General features: G+C 42.6%; 15 protein-coding genes and 1 tRNA gene. 4 read left to right on the plus strand and 12 right to left on the minus strand.

Translation table 11 applies throughout. From position 1 onward, the window contains the following. Positions 1-313: 313 nt before the first annotated feature. Positions 314-1240 carry a magnesium transporter CorA family protein gene (locus RB604_RS05490; RefSeq protein ID WP_005927257.1) on the minus strand — a complete coding sequence of 309 codons (927 nt, stop codon included), beginning with the start codon at positions 1238-1240 and terminating at the stop codon, positions 314-316. Between the two features lie 313 nt (positions 1241-1553). On the opposite strand from RB604_RS05490, the gene gpmI reads away from it, so the two are divergent. The 3 genes from gpmI (at position 1554) to RB604_RS05505 (ending at position 5914) form a co-directional block, all read left to right on the plus strand. Then, positions 1554-3068, plus strand: coding sequence for a 2,3-bisphosphoglycerate-independent phosphoglycerate mutase (gpmI, locus tag RB604_RS05495; RefSeq protein ID WP_055293288.1), 1515 nt, complete (start codon positions 1554-1556; stop codon positions 3066-3068). Between the two features lie 61 nt (positions 3069-3129). Then, positions 3130-3711 carry a DUF3109 family protein gene (locus tag RB604_RS05500; protein ID WP_005927251.1) on the plus strand — a complete coding sequence of 194 codons (582 nt, stop codon included), beginning with the start codon at positions 3130-3132 and terminating at the stop codon, positions 3709-3711. Positions 3712-3874: 163 nt separating this feature from the next. Further along, positions 3875-5914, plus strand: a complete 2040-nt coding sequence (locus RB604_RS05505; RefSeq protein WP_055293630.1) for a hypothetical protein — start codon at positions 3875-3877, stop codon at positions 5912-5914. A gap of 286 nt (positions 5915-6200) precedes the next feature. Here RB604_RS05505 and RB604_RS05510 read toward each other — a convergent pair whose 3' ends face one another. The 5 genes from RB604_RS05510 to RB604_RS05530 form a co-directional block, all read right to left on the minus strand. Continuing rightward, positions 6201-7229 carry an acyltransferase family protein gene (locus RB604_RS05510; protein ID WP_055293291.1) on the minus strand — a complete coding sequence of 343 codons (1029 nt, stop codon included), beginning with the start codon at positions 7227-7229 and terminating at the stop codon, positions 6201-6203. 24 nt (positions 7230-7253) lie between these two features. Further along, positions 7254-7814, minus strand: coding sequence for a hypothetical protein (locus tag RB604_RS05515; protein WP_229103539.1), 561 nt, complete (start codon positions 7812-7814; stop codon positions 7254-7256). A gap of 91 nt (positions 7815-7905) precedes the next feature. After that, complete coding sequence (gyrB, locus tag RB604_RS05520; RefSeq protein WP_007479204.1) at positions 7906-9873, minus strand: DNA topoisomerase (ATP-hydrolyzing) subunit B; 1968 nt, start codon at positions 9871-9873, stop codon at positions 7906-7908. A 203-nt stretch (positions 9874-10076) separates the two neighbouring features. After that, on the minus strand, positions 10077-10331 hold the full coding sequence (rpsT, locus tag RB604_RS05525; RefSeq protein ID WP_005927235.1) for a 30S ribosomal protein S20: 255 nt from the start codon (positions 10329-10331) through the stop codon (positions 10077-10079). Positions 10332-10373: 42 nt separating this feature from the next. Continuing rightward, positions 10374-10445, minus strand: a tRNA-Glu gene (locus RB604_RS05530). Between the two features lie 288 nt (positions 10446-10733). Here RB604_RS05530 and recO point away from each other — a divergent pair. Next, positions 10734-11462: a DNA repair protein RecO gene (recO, locus tag RB604_RS05535; RefSeq protein ID WP_055293293.1), complete on the plus strand. Its 729-nt coding sequence runs from the start codon at positions 10734-10736 to the stop codon at positions 11460-11462. 374 nt (positions 11463-11836) lie between these two features. Here the strand turns inward: recO and RB604_RS05540 are convergent, their stop codons facing one another. From RB604_RS05540 to murG, 6 genes are all read right to left on the minus strand, one after another. After that, positions 11837-12286, minus strand: a complete 450-nt coding sequence (locus tag RB604_RS05540) for a GatB/YqeY domain-containing protein (protein ID WP_005927230.1) — start codon at positions 12284-12286, stop codon at positions 11837-11839. 89 nt (positions 12287-12375) lie between these two features. Beyond that, positions 12376-13674: a cell division protein FtsZ gene (gene ftsZ, locus RB604_RS05545; protein ID WP_007479202.1), complete on the minus strand. Its 1299-nt coding sequence runs from the start codon at positions 13672-13674 to the stop codon at positions 12376-12378. Between the two features lie 59 nt (positions 13675-13733). Beyond that, positions 13734-15161, minus strand: coding sequence for a cell division protein FtsA (gene ftsA / locus RB604_RS05550; RefSeq protein ID WP_055293295.1), 1428 nt, complete (start codon positions 15159-15161; stop codon positions 13734-13736). Between the two features lie 139 nt (positions 15162-15300). Next, the gene (locus RB604_RS05555) at positions 15301-16035 is read right to left on the minus strand and encodes a cell division protein FtsQ/DivIB (RefSeq protein ID WP_005927219.1); all 735 of its coding nucleotides are present in this window, start codon (positions 16033-16035) and stop codon (positions 15301-15303) included. A 45-nt stretch (positions 16036-16080) separates the two neighbouring features. After that, the gene (gene murC / locus RB604_RS05560) at positions 16081-17460 is read right to left on the minus strand and encodes a UDP-N-acetylmuramate--L-alanine ligase (RefSeq protein ID WP_055293632.1); all 1380 of its coding nucleotides are present in this window, start codon (positions 17458-17460) and stop codon (positions 16081-16083) included. 144 nt (positions 17461-17604) lie between these two features. Beyond that, entirely contained in the window at positions 17605-18726 is a 1122-nt protein-coding gene (murG, locus tag RB604_RS05565) for an undecaprenyldiphospho-muramoylpentapeptide beta-N-acetylglucosaminyltransferase (protein WP_007479196.1), read from the minus strand. Positions 18727-18734 lie beyond the last annotated feature (8 nt).

The following is an 18734-nucleotide window of genomic DNA, read 5'->3' on the forward strand; positions in this document are numbered from 1 at the left end:
TTTGCTTTGGGTTTTTAACGCTAATATAATTTTATTTGCAATAATAGACAATATTACTGAATGTGGCAAATTTTGGGGTTAAAAAGTGTTTTATAATTTATTGGGTAAGAAGACAATATGTTATAGTTAGGCACTTCTTATTTATGTTTAGACATGATTTTAGACCGCTTAGACGTTATTTTTCTATTTTTTAGTGTCCGGATGAAATTGATTGCCTTTTTCATCCGGACGATTTTATTATCTGTGGAAACGTTTGCTTCGTTTAGTTAAAATAATAGTGTGGTAAGATGCTTGTATTTGTGCTGAAAGTTATTCAGAACCATTTAATTTTTCTGAAAACAATGAATGTCAGTGCAGATAATATGGCAGAAGCCAGTACTATCCAGACGAAAGCATGAGGGATTTCGTCAATATGGATATCGACATTCATACCGTAAAAACTTGCTATCAACGTTGGTATCATCAACGTAATAGACAAGCTTGTCATGCGTTTCATGATGGCATTCACATTGTTGGAAATAATGGAAGCAAAAGCGTCCATTGTACCTGTAAGAATATCACTGTAGATGTTGACTGTATTAAATGCCTGTTTTAATTCAATGATAACGTCTTCTACCAGTTCCTGATCCAGATAGTCTGTGTCCTGAAAAATGCTCTTCAATTTACCGATCATCACTTCATTACCACGGATGGATGTATTGAAATATACAAGTGTTTTTTGCAGTTTCATCAGGCGGAGCAAGTCTTCATTGCGAATACTCTTTTCCAATTCTTTTTCTGCAGCAGTGATATCTACATTGATCTGTTTCAGATATTTCAGAAACCATACGGCAGAGGAATAGATTAATCTCAAGATCAAATCCAGTTTATTGCGTACAACGATACCTTTCCGACGGGTATGCTCTATGAAGTCCGGAAGTAATTCCGTGTTATGATAGCATACGGAAACGATGATTTCGTTGTTGGTGATAATACCGATAGGTACTGTACTGAATGGGATACCGTTTTGATTATTCTGTACGGGAATACGTAAGATTGTCAATAGCCAATTGCCTTCAGTGTCTGTACGGGGACGTTCATCGGTATCGGCGATGTCATTTAGAAAAGACTCGGGAACTTGTAGTTCTTTGGTCAGGAATTCAAAATCATTAGCATCGGGGCATACTACATTTACCCAACTATTGGGGAGCCATTGTGATTTTTCCACAAAGCCAGCCTCACAATAAAGATACTTTCTCATCTTATTGCCTCCTTTCGTTTGTTTTTTAATCCGAACAGAGGCATCATGACACTTGTATGGCTCTGTTCGCTTTAGTTAATACTGTTGCACGTTCGCGGGTTTGAATCGTCCATATTTATATTCATCTATTTTTTAAGCGAGGCAAAAGTACGGATTTTATTCTGTACTGCCTGTATTTTCCTTTTTCTTTTTGCGTAAAGTATCGAATATTAGGTAATTTATAGATAAACAGAGTCTGTTAACAGCTGTTTTTTTGTAACTTTGCGCCCGAAATTAAGAATGAGTATAAAAATCAATTTAATTTATAGATATTATGAGTAAGAAAGCCCTTTTAATGATCCTTGATGGTTGGGGAATAGGCGACCAGGGGAAAGATGATGTAATTTTCAATACTCCTACTCCTTATTGGGATTATTTAGTAAAAACATATCCTCATTCTCAGTTACAGGCAAGCGGTGAGAATGTTGGTTTGCCGGATGGACAAATGGGGAACTCGGAAGTCGGTCATCTTAATATTGGTGCCGGACGTGTGGTTTACCAGGATTTGGTGAAAATCAATCTGGCTTGCCGTGACAACAGTATCATGAAGAATCCCGAAATCGTTTCTGCTTTCACTTATGCTAAAGAAAACGGGAAGAATATTCATTTCATGGGGCTGACTTCAGACGGTGGTGTGCATAGTTCATTGGACCATCTTTTCAAACTTTGCGATATATCCAAAGAATACGGTATTGAGAATACGTATGTACACTGTTTCATGGATGGTCGTGATACGGATCCTAAGAGCGGTAAAGGTTTTATCGAACAACTGGAAGCGCATTGTGCAAAGTCTGCCGGTAAGATAGCTTCTATCATCGGACGTTACTATGCTATGGACCGTGATAAACGTTGGGAGCGTGTAAAAGAAGCTTATGATCTGTTGGTGAACGGTGTGGGAAAAAAAGCGTCGGATATGGTCCAAGCTATGCAGGAGTCTTATGATGAAGGGATTACCGATGAATTTATCAAACCGATTGCAAATGCCAATGTAGATGGTACGATCAAAGAAGGTGATGTGGTTATTTTCTTTAATTATCGTAACGACCGTGCCAAAGAATTGACCGTGGTTCTTACCCAACAGGATATGCCGGAAGCGGGAATGCATACCATACCCGGATTGCAATACTACTGTATGACTCCGTATGACGCTTCTTTCAAAGGAGTTCATATATTGTTTGATAAGGAGAACGTAATGAATACTTTGGGTGAATATCTGGCAGCCAAAGGTTTGAAACAGCTTCATATCGCTGAAACAGAAAAGTACGCTCATGTAACTTTCTTCTTCAATGGTGGTCGTGAAACTCCTTATGAAAACGAAGACCGTATTCTGGTTCCTTCGCCTAAGGTGGCAACCTATGATTTGAAGCCGGAAATGAGTGCTTATGAAGTAAAAGATAAATTGGTAGCTGCCATTAATGAGAATAAGTATGATTTCATCGTTGTGAACTATGCAAACGGTGATATGGTAGGGCATACCGGTATTTATGAGGCAATCGAAAAGGCAGTGGTTGCAGTAGATGCTTGTGTCAAAGAAACGGTCGAAGCTGCTAAAGCACAAGGTTATGAAGCCATCATTATTGCCGATCATGGTAATGCCGATCATGCATTGAATGAAGATGGCACTCCGAATACAGCCCACTCTTTGAATCCTGTTCCTTGTGTTTATGTTACAGAGAATAAGAACGCTAAGGTAGAAAATGGACGCTTGGCCGATGTAGCGCCTACTATTTTGAAAATTATGGGCCTTGAAGTCCCTGCCGAAATGAATGGCAAAGTATTGATTAAGTAAGAACGATCCTTATATTATAATGAGGGCGGGTTTCTATCCGCCCTTTTTTTCGAATAAGATTATGATTCAGATCGACAACGTTGTAGTAAGTTTTGATGTGTTTCGCGAGAAATTCCTTTGCAATCTGGATGCTTGTAAAGGCGAATGTTGTATTGAAGGAGATGCCGGGGCGCCGGTAGAATTGGAAGAAGTAGCCAAACTGGAAGAAGCACTTCCTGCGATTTGGGACGAATTGTCACCTGAAGCGCGTAGGGTGATTGAAGAGCAGGGGGTGGTATATACGGATCAAGAGGGAGACTTGGTAACTTCCATCGTGAATAATAAAGATTGTGTATTTACCTGTTATGATGAGAAAGGTTGCTGCTATTGTGCAATAGAGAAAGCTTATCGTGCCGGGAAGGTTGATTTCTATAAACCTGTTTCATGTCATTTATACCCGATCCGTGTCGGAAATTATGGGTCTTATAAAGCGGTAAACTATCATCGTTGGGATGTTTGCAAGGCGGCGGTATTGCTTGGTAGAAAAGAAAATCTGCCTGTTTATAAATTCTTGAAAGAACCGTTGATTCGTAAGTTCGGAAAAGCATGGTATGAAGAATTGGAACTTACAGCGCGGGAGTTAGAGACCCAAGGAATTATTTGATCCCCTTTAAATATTCTTTTAAAAGCGAATTTGACTATATAGTTTTATATATTGGAATTTTTGTTTTATTTGTAAGCCTTCATTGCCTTTATCTTTGTATTCATTAAGCTTATCTTTATTAAGTTTATTTCAAAGTATATATTCAATAAAAAGATAAATGAACATGAATGCAATGATTAAACGATTTTTTTGTTGTGCGGTAGCGTTGTCGGGTATAGCAATGTTGGGGGCAGTCAATTATACTCCGGAGTCTGTATCGGCTACGTTGGCATTAAAGGTTCCTGGGAATTCGGCAGAAGTTCATGCACTCAAGATGCAGAGGTTGGTTGGTAATTACTTTGATTACGAGTTGGCTGGAACGGAGAAACTGCCGGTGAATATTTTCCAGAAAGTAGAAAAATGTGATAATGGAGAACGGATCACTGTCTTTTTAACCGCATTGGAAGACGTTTATTTCAATTACGGCCAGCAGGTGAAAACCGGATTTCATCATAAAGACTGTCAGTTCTATTTACCGGGTTTTTGGTATCGGCGTAATTTGCGTTCGCCCCAGGAAGCACCCTCTTTTCACACCTCTGATAGTTGGGTGGTACGTGAGGATCGGTTGAGCTCTCCTTTGACGGCTATTTTTAATGAACAGAGCGGCGAATCGATGTCGGTGATTCGTCTGGCAACCTACGATACGGATGCTTTGACTACCCATAAAGAAGGAGAGGTGATTCTCTCTGGAAAGACTTCAGTCGGATATACGGGTTTCGAGAATGTAGGTGGTATCTCTTATCTCGCTTTCGGATTCCCTTTCCGGGAAGCTCCCAAAACATACATCCGTAAACTTACGCTGGCATCTGCCGTAGAGGCTTTTCAGAAACTGGCTAAAGGGGAGAGTATCTCCCTTGTGTGGGAACTTCGCAACGATAAAAGTGAGGATTTTTCTCAGTTTGTACAGCGGGCTTGGGAGTATTGCTATGACACTTATAAACCACAGCCGGTAGAAACGCCCTATTCGGAGGATAAGATGAAAGAGGTGATGAGTAATTTCTTTGTGGAGAGTTATGTAAGTGGCAATGCTACCAATTACTTTTCTGGCGAAGGCTTGCTTACGGCTACTTGTGAGAGTGGTTCTGTGGCAGAAATCGGTTTTGTAGGTCGCACATTGTTGAATGCCTTCAATGCTTTGGAATATGGAGAAGCAAATCAGCGTGCAGAATTGGTTCAAAATGCTAATGCAGTTATCGACAGCTATCTGGAGGAGGGTTTCTCTGAGTCTGGGTTCTTCAATGAGCGTGTGGACTATCACCAGGGCGATTCTGGTGAAATGCATAGTATACGTCGTCAGTCAGAGGGGATTTATGCTTTGTTGCATTATCTGCAATATGAAAAGGAGAGAGGGCGGAAACACCCCGAATGGGAAAAGCGTTTGAAAACGATGCTCGATATGTTCTTGAAACTCCAGAATGAGAATGGCAGTTTTCCACGTAAGTTTAAGGATGACTTTACCATTACGGATAAGAGTGGGGGGAGTACTCCATCGGCTACACTTCCTTTGGTAATGGGGGCCCGATATTTCAAAGATAAACGTTATCTCGAGAGTGCCAAGCGTACCGTAAATTATCTGGAGAAAGAATTGATCTCAAAATCAGATTACTTTTCGTCTACACTGGATGCAAACTGTGAGGATAAGGAGGCTTCGCTTTATGCTTCTACTGCTGCCTATTATCTGGCATTGGTTTCCAAAGGAGCCGAAAGGGAGCATTATGCTGCTTTGGCTAAGAAAGCTGCCTATTTCGCCCTTTCCTGGTACTATACTTGGGATGTACCCTTTGCACCGGGGCAGATGTTGGGTGACTTGGGGTTTAAAACTCGTGGTTGGGGCAATGTCTCCGTTGAAAATAATCACATCGATGTATTTGTTTTTGAATTTGCTTCTATTCTCAACTGGCTTTCGAAGGAATATGGCGAGCCCCGTTTTTCTCAGTTTGCTGCGGTGATGAGTACCTCTATGCGTCAACTTCTTCCTCATAAGGGGCATTTTTGCGGCATTGCAAAAACGGGATATTATCCGGAGGTAGTGCAACACACCAATTGGGATTATGGTCGTAATGGTAAAGGTTTTTATAATGATATTTTTGCTCCGGGATGGACGGTCGCTTCTCTTTGGGAATTGTTTTCGCCCGGAAGGACAGAACGTTTTTTCAGGCAGTGATTTTTAAGGTATCTTTAGTCGGATTGTTTTTTGTGAGAGGTTGTCAGAACTAAAATGAATCTTCAGAAAAGTTACAGGCTATAACTGGTGAATATAAAAGAGCCATATTATACTCTATTTTTGAGTAAAGATATGGCTCTTTTTATTGCGGATGAGGATTGTCAAGTTTTAGATTAAAAGTTTATTTTCTCTGAGATTGAGTCTCGATACATTCTCCTGTTTTAAGGGTAGTGTCTATGGATTTGTTTGGATTTAAGATAGATATACTCTTTAAGTTAAATACTTTTTAATTCGTCTGTGGCTTATGACTCCAGCGTCCCAGCATAAACAGTGCTGTCCATTTGTTCTTGTTGACGAGACGGACAAGGGCATCGCAAAGGATTAATACGATGATGGCATAAACTAATTGGGCGACTACTGCTCCGGGAAAGTTAAATCTGAATGCTATATGTTCTAAACCAAACTCCAATAGATAGATTTGTATACAATAAATGCCCAATGTGTTTCTTCCTGTTTCGCTACATAACTGCAATAGTTTTCCACCTTTTATTCTTTCCAGCAGTATTTTGAATAATGCGATAAAAAATATACTGCCGGCTGCTCCTACTCCTAAACGGATGAGTGTTATGATGAAATTCTGCATATCAAATCTGACTGCATCTTTGAAGAAAATGATGCGATAAGCGGCGTCATAATCTCCTTTCCAAAAGATTAAAAAGAATATGAAAAATATCAGACTGCCTATGAGGGGGACTAAGGGACGCCTAAATAACCTGTCATTGTACTTATGAAGGAAATACCCAAGCCATAAGAAAGGTAATAATCTGAATATGGTGGTACGAGTCAGTATAATTAATAGTATTGTAGGTAGAGATGCAGCTAAGATATCGTTGCGGAATATCTTTTTACTTGCATATGCAATAACCGCGCAGATGAATAGATATTTCAAAAACCACATCCAGCCTCCGGATAAATATGCAAAGAAATTGATGCTGTCTTTATCTGTAAAGCGGGTGTATATGATATTGTGAAACAGGATGAATAATATAGAGAAGGTTAAGGTGGGGAGTAATAATTGGATAGACCTTCTTTTGAGAAAATATAGAGGAGACATTGCGAACGCCTTCTCCATGAAATACCCGCTGACTACCATGAAAAGCGGCATATGAAATGAATAAATGAATTGAAATAGCCAACTATCATGGTATGGGTCTCCCGGAAATGTTTGTTGAATGACATGGCCAAGTATAACACAAAAAATGGCGAAACATTTTGTAATGTCTAAAAAGGCGATTCTTTTACTGTCGGATTGCATTTTAATACTAATTTGAGGATTGGTTTAAAAAGTATTGCTTTGTGTTGTGGGAATAGCGGTGGAGATATCAGATCCGGTTCTTCCGTAATAATGGCTACACCAAAGTTCGGTTGCCACACTAATCAATCCTAAAAGGGTGTCTGTAAAAGTCATGGGAGATGTGTTTAAGTGATAAGAAAGACGGGTTTTAGGGAATACATCTTTCTTCTCTTTAATTTCATTTAAACTTAAATAGGGAATGTGTTGGTTTGTCATAGCTTTTTGGTTAGCTAATGTCTGTAGATATGTAGGTTCCCAACGGAATAAATTGTTGGGAAGATTTATATCGGCAGGGCTCAGTTGCTTTGGGGATGGAGCATATGTCTCTCCAACTATTGGGACGGATTGCGCAAATACAGGAATAGCAGGGATGCAAAATAGCAAGCTGATAAATGTACTTTTGAATGCCGTAGTCGCTTTCATGTGAACCTCCTTTTTGAATACTGTAAACAAAAATACTAAAAAAACGGGAATATGTGCCGCTTGTACTAAATTTTTATAGAATAAAAATAAATGATTCTTTTTCGGATGGATTGGCTTTTCCATGTCTTATAAAGAAAAGCGCCGGCTCAAAGGATTTACCTTTGCTGCCGGCGCTTCTTCGTTGTAAGATGTGAGGTTGGTTTATAAAAACGTATTATGCATCGATATTTGCATACGTTGCATTATCTTCTATGAATTCGCGGCGCGGACCTACGTCTTCACCCATCAACATGGAGAAGATGTAATCGGCTTCAGCTGCGTTTTCGATATTTACCTGTTTCAGCATACGGTTTTCCGGATCCATGGTTGTTTCCCATAATTGCTGGGCGTTCATTTCACCCAAACCTTTATAACGTTGGGTGTGAACAGCGTTTTCAGAACCGCCGCCATAGGTATCGATGAATTTCTGACGTTGTGCGTCTGTCCAGCAATACTCTTCTATTTTACCTTTTTTGCACAGGTAGAGCGGAGGAGTGGCGATGTACAGATAACCATTCTGTATGATTTGTGGCATATAGCGGAAGAAGAACGTCATGATCAGCGTGTCGATGTGTGAACCATCGACGTCGGCATCGGTCATGATGATGATCTTGTGGTAACGCAATTTATCGATATTGGCAGCTTTGCTGTCTTCTTCTGTTCCGATAGTGACCCCCAATGCTGTGTAGATATTACGTATTTCCTCGCTCTCAAGAGCTTTGTGATACATAGCTTTCTCTACGTTCAGAATCTTGCCGCGTAAAGGCAGGATTGCTTGGAATGCACGGTTACGGCCCTGTTTGGCAGTACCGCCGGCCGAGTCTCCCTCGACAAGGAACAACTCGCATTTGGTAGCATCTTTGTCCGAACAGTCGGCCAGCTTACCGGGAAGTCCGCCACCGGACATCGGTGATTTGCGCTGCACCATTTCACGTGCCTTGCGAGCTGCATGACGGGCGGTTGCGGCAAGAATCACTTTGTCGACAATTTGTTTGGCTTCTTTCGGGTGCTCTTCCAGATAGTAGGAGAGAGCTTCACCTACAGCTTGGTCTACGGCTCCCATCACTTCGTTGTTTCCTAACTTCGTTTTGGTCTGTCCTTCAAATTGCGGTTCGGCTACTTTCACGGAAATGACACCTGTCAAACCTTCACGGAAGTCATCTCCGGCAATCTCCACTTTTACCTTTTCCAGCATTTTGCTGTCTTCGGCATATTTTTTGAGCGTACGCGTCAACGCACGGCGGAAACCGGCCAAGTGCGTACCGCCTTCAATGGTATTGATGTTGTTTACGTACGAATGGATGCTTTCGGAGAATCCGGTATTATACATGATAGCCACTTCGATAGGGATACCTTGTTTTTCCGTGTTCAGATAGATGACATCATTGATCAGGTGATCACGTGATGATTCCAGATAACGGACGAACTCCTTCAAACCTTCTTCCGAATAGAATACCTCCTGTTTGAACTGTCCTTCATCATTTACAGTACGACGGTCTGTCAGTGTGATTTTGATACCGGCGTTCAGGTAAGCAAGTTCGCGCATGCGGCCTGCCAATATCTCATATTTGTAGACCGTTTCGGTAAAGATCGTATTGTCCGGCCAGAATTGTTGTCTGGTTCCGGTATGTTCCGATACACCTACCTCCTTTACAGGATAAAGCGGTTTTCCTATTTCATACTCTTGCTGATAAACCTTACCGTTACGGTAGACTTGGGTAACCATGTGGGTAGACAGTGCGTTTACACAAGACATACCTACACCGTGCAGACCACCGGAAACTTTATACGAACCTTTGTCGAACTTACCACCGGCATGAAGCACTGTCATTGCTACTTCCAATGCTGATTTCTGTTCTTTTTCATGGAAATCTACGGGGATACCGCGTCCATTGTCCTGTACGGTGATTGAATTGTCTTCGTTGATGGTTACTTCAATGTGGTCGCAATAACCTGCTAATGCTTCATCAATAGAGTTATCAACGATTTCATATACCAAGTGATGAAGTCCCTTTACGCTGATGTCGCCGATGTACATCGCGGGGCGCTTACGCACTGCTTCCAAGCCTTCTAATACCTGGATGCTATCGGCAGAATACGATCCTTCGTTCTGGGGAACTTGGGGAATTAAGTCTTCGCTCATAATTACCTTTCTAAGTTATAATAACAGAGCAAAAATAGCAAAAAAAAATGAATTGAGGAAGAATAAAGGGTGAAAAAACAAGAATTGGAGAAAGGGGGAGGGGAGAACCGTGAGAATATGGTTTTGGACTTGTTGTAATACACAAAAGACCAAGCTAAAAAGCTCAGTCTCTGTGTTGTATGAAGTATTGCTAAATTCTTGTATTAAGCAAGTTTATTGATATAAATCGCCAATTTAGATTTTAAATTGCTTGCTTTGTTTTTGTGAATAATATTCACTTTAGCCAACTTATCCAGCATTTTTGTAACACCAGGATACATAGCAGTAGCTTCTGCTTTATCAGTAGTTGAGCGAAGCTTTCTAACAGCGTTTCTCATGGTTTTACCATAATATCTGTTGTGAAGTCTTCTTGTTTCTTCTTGTCTGATTCTCTTAAGTGATGATTTGTGATTTGCCATCTCGACTAATCTGTTTTTTTAATTCGTTTATTTTTTTAATTGTAGCCCGTGGGGGAATCGAACCCCCCTTTCAAGAATGAAAATCTTGCGTCCTAACCGATAGACGAACGGGCCATCATTTGGTGAAACGTTTCCGTTTCTTTTTCGCTTTTCGAGTGTTTGTTTCTCGATTGCGGATGCAAAGGTAGATACTTTTTTTGAATTAGCAAATATTTCACTGGAAAAATTTTCATAGAAATGGAGCGCTTTTCCCCTTTGTACGTTTTTTAGTTTTGATTATCAGTGAGATAACGCAAGGAAAAATTTTCTTTTTTTTCTTTGCTTTTTGGGGTTATAGAGCGTAGCCTTGATTACTTCTCGTCTTTTTTTTGTAGTTTTGCGATCAATTGAAACGAAAGAAAAATGTTACAAAAAACGGTTGGAATAGTTCTTCATACACTAAAATACAATGATACATCCAATATTGTTGAGATGTATACCGAGCTGTCGGGGCGTGTTTCTTTTTTGGTTCCGGTGCCGCGTTCAAGGAAATCGGCGGTAAAGTCCGTATTGTTTCAACCTCTTTCCTTGATAGAGATTGAAGCCGATTTCCGTCCCAATGCCACTCTTTATAAAATAAAAGAAGCGAAGTCTTTTTTCCCTTTCTCTTCGATACCTTACGATCCTTATAAATCGTCTATTGCGCTTTTCTTGGCCGAGTTCCTTTATCGTGTGGTTCGTGAAGAGGCAGAGAATCGGCCGTTGTTTGCTTATCTGGTACATTCCATCACTTGGCTGGACGAATGCCGCGAGGGGTTTGCTAATTTCCATTTGGTGTTTTTAATGCGTCTTTCCCGTTTTTTGGGATTATATCCTAATTTGGAGGATTATCATGACGGAGATTATTTTGATATGCTGAATGCCTGTTTTACTTCGTTGCGGCCACAGTTGCATTCTTCTTATATCACTCCACAGGAGGCTTCCCGGCTGATAGTGCTGATGCGGATGAATTATGACACAATGCATCTTTTCGGTATGAACCGTTTGGAACGGGCGCGTTGCCTTACGATCATTAATGAATATTACCGGCTCCATCTGCCCGACTTTCCGGTACTAAAATCCTTAGATGTATTAAAAGAGCTGTTCGATTGACTTTATTCCGGTTTTATCCTGTTTGTTTTTGCCCCCTTCACCCGCTTCACCTTTTAGAGGTAAACGCCTTATTCATCGGCTATATAGGGTGAAGGGCCTACCCCAAAAGCCTGCGGGAGAAAGGTATGGCGGCATATCGGCAATCGTAAGCACTGTCCATTCAGTCTGTATGTACGGTGCTTAGGGGTGATAGGTACCGTTTCCGGGAAGATTTTGCACTATGCATAAAAATGTAACGACCCTTCACCCTGTATCGCCGATGGATAGGGCGATTGCCCAAAAAGGTGAAGCAGGTGAAGGGAGTAAAAACAACAGGAATACCCTGTTTTTCTCTATTTTTTCGATTCCCGAGCCTTCCTGTACGGAAAATGTGATTATCCCAGGAGCTCTTTTACTTTTGCAGAGATGGCACGACCTTCGGCCAGGCCGGCGAGTTTCTTAGAAGCTACTCCCATAACTTTGCCCATGTCCTTACCGCTGGTGGCGCCCGTTTCGGCAATAATTTCCTTTAGTGCGGCTTCCAGTTCTTCCGGTGTCATTTGTTTGGGCAGATAAGCTTCCATTACTCTCACTTGTGACAATTCACCTTCTGCAAGATCCTGACGGCCTTGTCCGATGTAAATTTCCGCAGAATCTTTTCCTTGTTTCACGAGCTTCTGAATGATTTTCAGTGCTGCATCATCTGTCAAAGTATCGTTAGCCCCCGGAGCAGTCTTAGCTTCAAGGAAGAATTTCTTTACGTTTCTCAATGTTTCAAGGGCTACTTTGTCTTTCGCCTTCATTGCGTTTTTAATGTCTTCGCTGACTCTTTCAAATAAATCCATGATTCTATATTACTATTTAGCTGTTTATTATTCGCGATTAAGTTGAAGGGTCTTTTTTCCTTCTTCCCTCTCCATGCTCTTTTCTCCCCTTAAAAAGTGATTAGTCCGCTTTCATCCACCGCTTCTTCAGGAGTGATTTCCTCTTTCAAGGATGCTTTGCCTCTGATTTTATCTATGGTTGTCTTGTTGCGCAGGTAAGTCGGGGTGCTTTCTACCATGGCGATGATGTCTTCATTGTCAAGATCTTCTGCGCTGAAGATATAAATATGGCGGCGCTTTCTCTGTTTGCTTCCTCCTTTATCATCATAAAATCTTTCGCGGCGGTTGCGTCTTTCCTCCTCTTTTTCTTCCAGCTCTGCAAGACGTTGTTGCTCTTCGACGCTACGTTGCGAGATGCGGTTATCCATTTCTTTCATATGAATGTCCTGAATACCGAATCCGGTAGCCAGCAAGGTGATTTTCACTTGATCGCCCAAGCTGTCATCAATAGCGATACCAAACTTGGTCTCAAAATCACGACTGAAACGGTTCATAAATTCCTTTACCTCGTCCATCTCATTCATCATCAGTTTGTGCTGAGAACTGTAAGAGACGTTCAGCAATACTTTCTTGGAGTCGAATATATTGTTGTTGTTTAGCAACGGTGAGTGTTGCGCATTCTGTATGGCAGCGCTTACGCGTCCTTCCCCTTCCCCGTATCCGGTACTCATGATGGCTACGCCACCGTCTTTCAGCACCGTCTTTACATCGTTAAAGTCGAGGTTGACTTTTCCGTGCAGGGTAATGATCTCCGAGATACTCTTGGCGGCTATCGAGAGGGTATCGTCCGCTCTGTCAAAAGCATCGTCTACGGAAAGGTCATTATATATTTCGCTTAACTTTTCGTTGTTGATCACCAGCAATGCGTCTACGTGCTTGCTGATTTCCTCGACACCGTCTAATGCCTGGTCGATTTTCTTGTCACCTTCCCAACGGAACGGTATGGTAACGATACCGATGGTGAGAATATCCATTTCTTTGGCTGTCTTGGCAATGATCGGCGCGGCACCCGTACCCGTACCACCTCCCATTCCGGCGGTGATGAATACCATTTTTGTACCGTCATTCAGCATGCTTTTGATGCTTTCCAGGCTCTCTTCGGCTGCTTCGCGTGCGCGTGCCGGGCGGTTACCGGCTCCTAATCCTTCTTTACCTAACTGTAGCTTGACCGGTACCGGAGAGTCGGCCAGTGCCTGATGATCCGTATTGCAGAGAACGAATGTTACGTCATGTATACCTTCTTTATACATGTGATTTACGGCATTACCTCCGCCTCCGCCTACCCCAATCACTTTGATGATCTTAGGTGAGTCTTGAGGATAATCGAATTGTACTATCTCGTCCGTCATAATATTTACTGTTTTATAATTTACAATTTGTTATTTGCTCGTTTCCACCGTTCATTCTCTTATTTCATGTCGTCATCAGAGAAAATTTCGTTGGAGATTTTATTGAAGGTTTTTTCAAACCAGCTCGGTCCTTCTTTCTTCTTTCTACGGGCTTCTTCTTTCTTTTTCTTTTCTTCCTCTTTGCGGCGTTTTTCTTCTTCCTTTCGGCGCTTGTCCTCTTCTTCTCTTCTCTTCTTCGCTTCACGGGCGGCGGCTTCCTGTTCTTTCAGCGCTTCGTCCTCTTCGAACATATTTACCGGTTCGGTTGCGGCAGATGGCGGGGTGACAGGGCGTGTCTCTACAAGGCAGCAGTTTTCTTTTCCTTCAAACAAAAGGCCGAACAGCGTATTCTGTGTTCCGTCCTTCTTTATCAGGTCTCCGTCAGCGTATATGGTGTTACGGATATTGCGTGCTATTCGCACTTTATCGATCTTGGTCCTCTTGCGGAGCACCTCATCCAGATTTTTCAGATTGGCTGTTCCGCCTGTAATGATGATACCCGCCAGAAGCTTGTCGTCGTAACCGGATAACTGTATCTGATTCCATACGTTGTCGATAATCTCTTCCACACGTGCACCGATGATGTCGTTCAGCATGCCCAGTTCGATGGTTCGTTCCTCGTCTTCCAGTTGGCAGGTCGCTTTCTCTTCACCTTCCTCTTCATAGGTGGCATCGGCATACGTTATTTTCAGCGATTCCGCTTCCTCTTCTTCTATCCGCAAAGAGGTGATGTCACGGGTGATGCAGTTACCACCCAACGGGAGTACGGTCATGAAACGGAGTATGTTGCCTTTATAAACGGAGATAGTGGTTGTATCGGCACCAAAATCTACCAAAGCACATCCGGAACGGCGTTCGCTTTCGCTCAATACGGCATTGGCGGTTACCAATGGTGCGATCAGGAGATCGGCAATTTTTATTTTTGCCTGTTCAAAACAACGTTCCAGGTTATTTTTGATAGAGGCGCGGGCTACGATATTGAGGAAGCGTCCTTCAATATGATTGCCGAGCACTCCTACCGGGGTGTCCGGAAGAAAATTGTCTATTTTAAATTCCTGGGGAGCAACGTCCAGTATATCCATGTCTATCAACGGAATTTCCAGATTTTCGTCGCAGATGGCATCCACTAATTCTTGCGAGATGAGTGTTTCTTCTTTTAAGTCGCGGCTTACGACATTCCGTACAGTACGGAGTGACTGTCCGCTGATACCTACATATACCTTGGCGATCGATTCTTTCAGATCGCCTTCCAGTCTGTTGATGATGGAAGTGAGGCTTTGGGCTGTCTTGTTCAGATTATAGATAACCCCTTTCCGTATAAACGAAGAGGAGTCTTCTTTGGCATAAGCCAACACCTGCATACTTCCGTCACTGTTCTTTCTTCCGGCAATGCCGGTTACCTTTGATGAACCCAGTTCAATAGCGGCGATAAATTCTGTTGTTGCCATATATTTAAATAATGTGCCAATCTGCCAATCGGCTGATATGCCGATTGGCTGGCGCTTTAATTTGGTTATTATTCAATTTAGTACTTTTCTCATTCTTTAATTGGCTCATTGGCATATCAGCCCATTGGCCCATTATGTATTATCTTTTTGTGCAGATAATCTGGTTATTGAACTCCAGGCTGATACGTGAGTACTTATTCCATCCCACTTCGTTCAACGCCTTTTTATAGAATACCTTCAGGCGGTCCAGCTTATCTTCAAATTGATCCAGTTTCCCAAGATAGACGATATGGTCGCCTACTCGTGGCACAAGTTCTACATCTTTGCTTGGAAGCACATGAATCTGTTCTATCTGTGCATCCCAAAACGGATTGTTCTGCAAAAATACACCAAACTTATATAAATCCCTCATTGCAAACGACTTTTCTACGTTTCCGGTTACAATTGTTCGCCGGGCTACGCATTTGGCTTCGGGCGGCATGATCGTTCCTTTATTGTCTACATAGTAGCTTTCACCGTTATTACTCATGATACGGAGGATCGGGATACGCTGTCTGACCTCCACGCAAAGCTTGCCACTGGGGGTCTTATAGCACTCTGTCTCATCGATAAGCGGATGCTTGTCCAACTCGTTTTCCAGAGTTTTCGTATGTATGCGCTCCATCTTTTTTCCTACCGGATAGATGCCTTTCTTTTGCAATATACCGGTTACTTCATCTTTGGTGACAAAGCCTGCATACACCGTGTCTTTGATAATCAGCTCTACGTCACGGCACACCTGATCGGCGGGTTTGCGATTGAATACTGTCACAGCTACACCCAGGTAGACAGTGATGAGCAACAGAACGATAGATAAAAGAATCCGTTTCAGCATAATGTGATATTTACGATAGGTTGACAAATTACAATCGGAATTTGTTCAATCCATGGTGTTTAATTTTTCCGTAATGGCAGGGACATAGTTTTCTATATCTCCGGCTCCGAGAGTGATAAGAACTTCTATTTTCTTATTTTTCAATACATCGAGTATCTCCTCCTTTTTACACATGCTTTTCTCAATACCGGGACGGAGGTTGTCATAAATCAGTTGGCTGGTCACACCGGGTATCGGTTGCTCACGTGCCGGATAGATATCTACTAAGATTACCTCGTCCAGTAAAGACAAGCTCTCTGCAAAGTCTTTGTAAAAATCGCGTGTACGGGTATAAAGATGAGGTTGGAAAATGGCTGTTATTTTCTTATCCCGGTATAACTCGCGGATAGACAGTACACTTTGTTTGATCTCCGACGGATGATGGGCATAATCACTGAGGAACACAATGCGGTCATTTTTGATTTTAAAATCAAAACGGCGGTCCACTCCCCGGAAACTTGCCATTCCCTGTTTGATCTCTTCATCCGTCACCCCGTTCAGATGCGCCAAGGCCATAGCAGCCACCCCGTTCTCAATGTTGATGCTTACAGGAACTCCCAACCGGATATCCTCGATGCGTACCTCCGGTCCGACAAAATCAATAAAGATCTCACCGTTTCCGATACGGATGTTTTCTGCGTGAAAATCACCCTCATCGCGAGAGTAAGTATACACCTTTACACCCGGTTGCACTTGAGGATGCAGGGAAATTCCTTTGCGGATAATCAGTGCCCCGCCCGGTTGGATAAGGGTGGTGTAATGCTCAAAACTTTCCAGATACGCTTCGGCTGTTCCATAAATGTCCAGATGATCGGGGTCTGTGGCTGTGATAACAGACATATAAGGAGATAGCCAATGGAAAGAACGGTCGAATTCGTCTGCTTCGATTACGGTATAAGGGCTTGTTTGCGAAAGCAGTAAGTTGGTTCCGTAATTTTTGGAGATACCTCCTAAAAAAGCCGTACAGCCGACATGCGACTGATATAGCAGATGGGCAGTCATAGACGAAGTGGTGGTTTTGCCATGCGTGCCCGCTACACAAAGTCCTTTGCTGGAATGCGTGATTGTACCCAACACTTGTGCCCGTTTTTGAATTTCAAAACCATTGTCACGGAAGTAGGTTAGTTCTTCATGCTCTTGTGGAACGGCCGGAGTCAACACGACGAGCGTATTCTCTCTGTCTCTACACGCTTCCGGAATCAGATGAACGTCTTCCTCATAATGTATCTGCGCCCCTTCAGCTATCAGGCATTCCGTCAGTTCACTGGGTGTACGGTCATAACCGGCCACCAATTTCCCTTTAGAGAGGAAATAACGTACGAGTGCGCTCATTCCGATACCTCCGGCACCGACAAAATACACCGATTTAATATTATCTATATTGATATTCACCATCTTATTTACTGTTTACATTAAACTATTCACCATTAAACTGTTCACCATTTTTTGTTCACATTTCTTTTATGCAGTAGCGAGATATCATCGCCCGTTTCTCATCTCTTTTTTTACTTCTCCCCTCTCTATTCTCCCTTACTCTTGCTCTCTCACCGCTAATTTAATAACCTCTTTCGCTATTATAGTTGCCGAGTCCGGCAAGGCCAGCTTGGCTATCCGATCGCTTAAGTCTTTTAGCTTTGCCGTATCGGCTATCGTTTCCAAAGCTGCGGGCAAAAGTTTTGTTTCGGCTTCTGCATCTTTTACGTAGATGGCCGCCCCTTTATTTACCAGTGCAAGTGCATTTTTAGTTTGATGGTCTTCCGCAACGTTAGGCGAAGGCACCAGGATGACCGGTTTGCTCAGTAGGCAGAATTCCGATATGGAACCGGCGCCTGCGCGTGAGATGACCAGATCGGCAGCTGAATAGGCGGTAGCCATGTCTTTGATAAAGTCCGCTACGTATAAGTTCGGAATGCTTCCTGCACTACCGACGGCCTCTATCACCTGCTGATGGTATATCTTACCGGTTTGCCATATAAATTGGATGTCGTTATTCTTTTTTAGAGTCGGCAGTCCGGCAATAAGCGTGTTGTTGATAGTACGTGCCCCCAAACTGCCTCCCAGGATCAATATGGTTTTCTTATTCGGGTCCAGACCGAAAGCGCGTATCGCATCTTCGCGGTTCAGGGCATGGTCAAGTAAGTTTTGACGTACCGGATTGCCGGTCATCAGAATCTTTTCTGCCGGAAAGAATTTTTCCATTCCGTCATAGGCTACACATATCTTTTGCGCTTTCTTTGCCAACAATTTATTCGTCACTCCGGCATACGAATTCTGTTCTTGTATCAATGTCGGAACTCCCATCATACCGGCCATTTTCAATGTCGGACCACTGGCATAACCGCCAACTCCCACTGCTGCCTGCGGACGGAACTTTTTGATGATACTCTTTGCTTTCCATTGGCTGCGAGCCAGCTTTACGAGTACTGCAAAGTTTTTCCATAAATGCTTGCGGTCGAATCCGGCTACCGGCAATCCGATAATCTCATAACCGGCATCGGGGACACGTTGCATTTCCATCCGTCCTTCGGCACCTACAAACAATATTTTGGCATCCGGACATTGTTCTTTTATGGCATTGGCGATGGATACGGCCGGAAAGATATGTCCTCCCGTACCTCCGCCACTGATAATGATTCTAAGTTCTTTCTCCATTGTAACTC

This window comes from Bacteroides salyersiae (genome assembly GCF_031172035.1).
Taxonomy (GTDB): Bacteria; Bacteroidota; Bacteroidia; order Bacteroidales; family Bacteroidaceae; genus Bacteroides; species Bacteroides salyersiae.

Bases quoted from the DNA above. Each gene is read 5' to 3' on its own strand.
- RB604_RS05490 (WP_005927257.1), bottom strand. From the start codon at position 1,240: ATGAGAAAGTATCTTTATTGTGAGGCTGGCTTTGTGGAAAAATCACAA.
- gpmI (WP_055293288.1), top strand. From the start codon at position 1,554: ATGAGTAAGAAAGCCCTTTTAATGATCCTTGATGGTTGGGGAATAGGC.
- RB604_RS05500 (WP_005927251.1), top strand. From the start codon at position 3,130: ATGATTCAGATCGACAACGTTGTAGTAAGTTTTGATGTGTTTCGCGAG.
- RB604_RS05505 (WP_055293630.1), top strand. From the start codon at position 3,875: ATGAATGCAATGATTAAACGATTTTTTTGTTGTGCGGTAGCGTTGTCG.
- RB604_RS05510 (WP_055293291.1), bottom strand. From the start codon at position 7,229: ATGCAATCCGACAGTAAAAGAATCGCCTTTTTAGACATTACAAAATGT.
- RB604_RS05515 (WP_229103539.1), bottom strand. From the start codon at position 7,814: ATGGAAAAGCCAATCCATCCGAAAAAGAATCATTTATTTTTATTCTAT.
- gyrB (WP_007479204.1), bottom strand. From the start codon at position 9,873: ATGAGCGAAGACTTAATTCCCCAAGTTCCCCAGAACGAAGGATCGTAT.
- rpsT (WP_005927235.1), bottom strand. From the start codon at position 10,331: ATGGCAAATCACAAATCATCACTTAAGAGAATCAGACAAGAAGAAACA.
- recO (WP_055293293.1), top strand. From the start codon at position 10,734: ATGTTACAAAAAACGGTTGGAATAGTTCTTCATACACTAAAATACAAT.
- RB604_RS05540 (WP_005927230.1), bottom strand. From the start codon at position 12,286: ATGGATTTATTTGAAAGAGTCAGCGAAGACATTAAAAACGCAATGAAG.
- ftsZ (WP_007479202.1), bottom strand. From the start codon at position 13,674: ATGACGGACGAGATAGTACAATTCGATTATCCTCAAGACTCACCTAAG.
- ftsA (WP_055293295.1), bottom strand. From the start codon at position 15,161: ATGGCAACAACAGAATTTATCGCCGCTATTGAACTGGGTTCATCAAAG.
- RB604_RS05555 (WP_005927219.1), bottom strand. From the start codon at position 16,035: ATGCTGAAACGGATTCTTTTATCTATCGTTCTGTTGCTCATCACTGTC.
- murG (WP_007479196.1), bottom strand. From the start codon at position 18,726: ATGGAGAAAGAACTTAGAATCATTATCAGTGGCGGAGGTACGGGAGGA.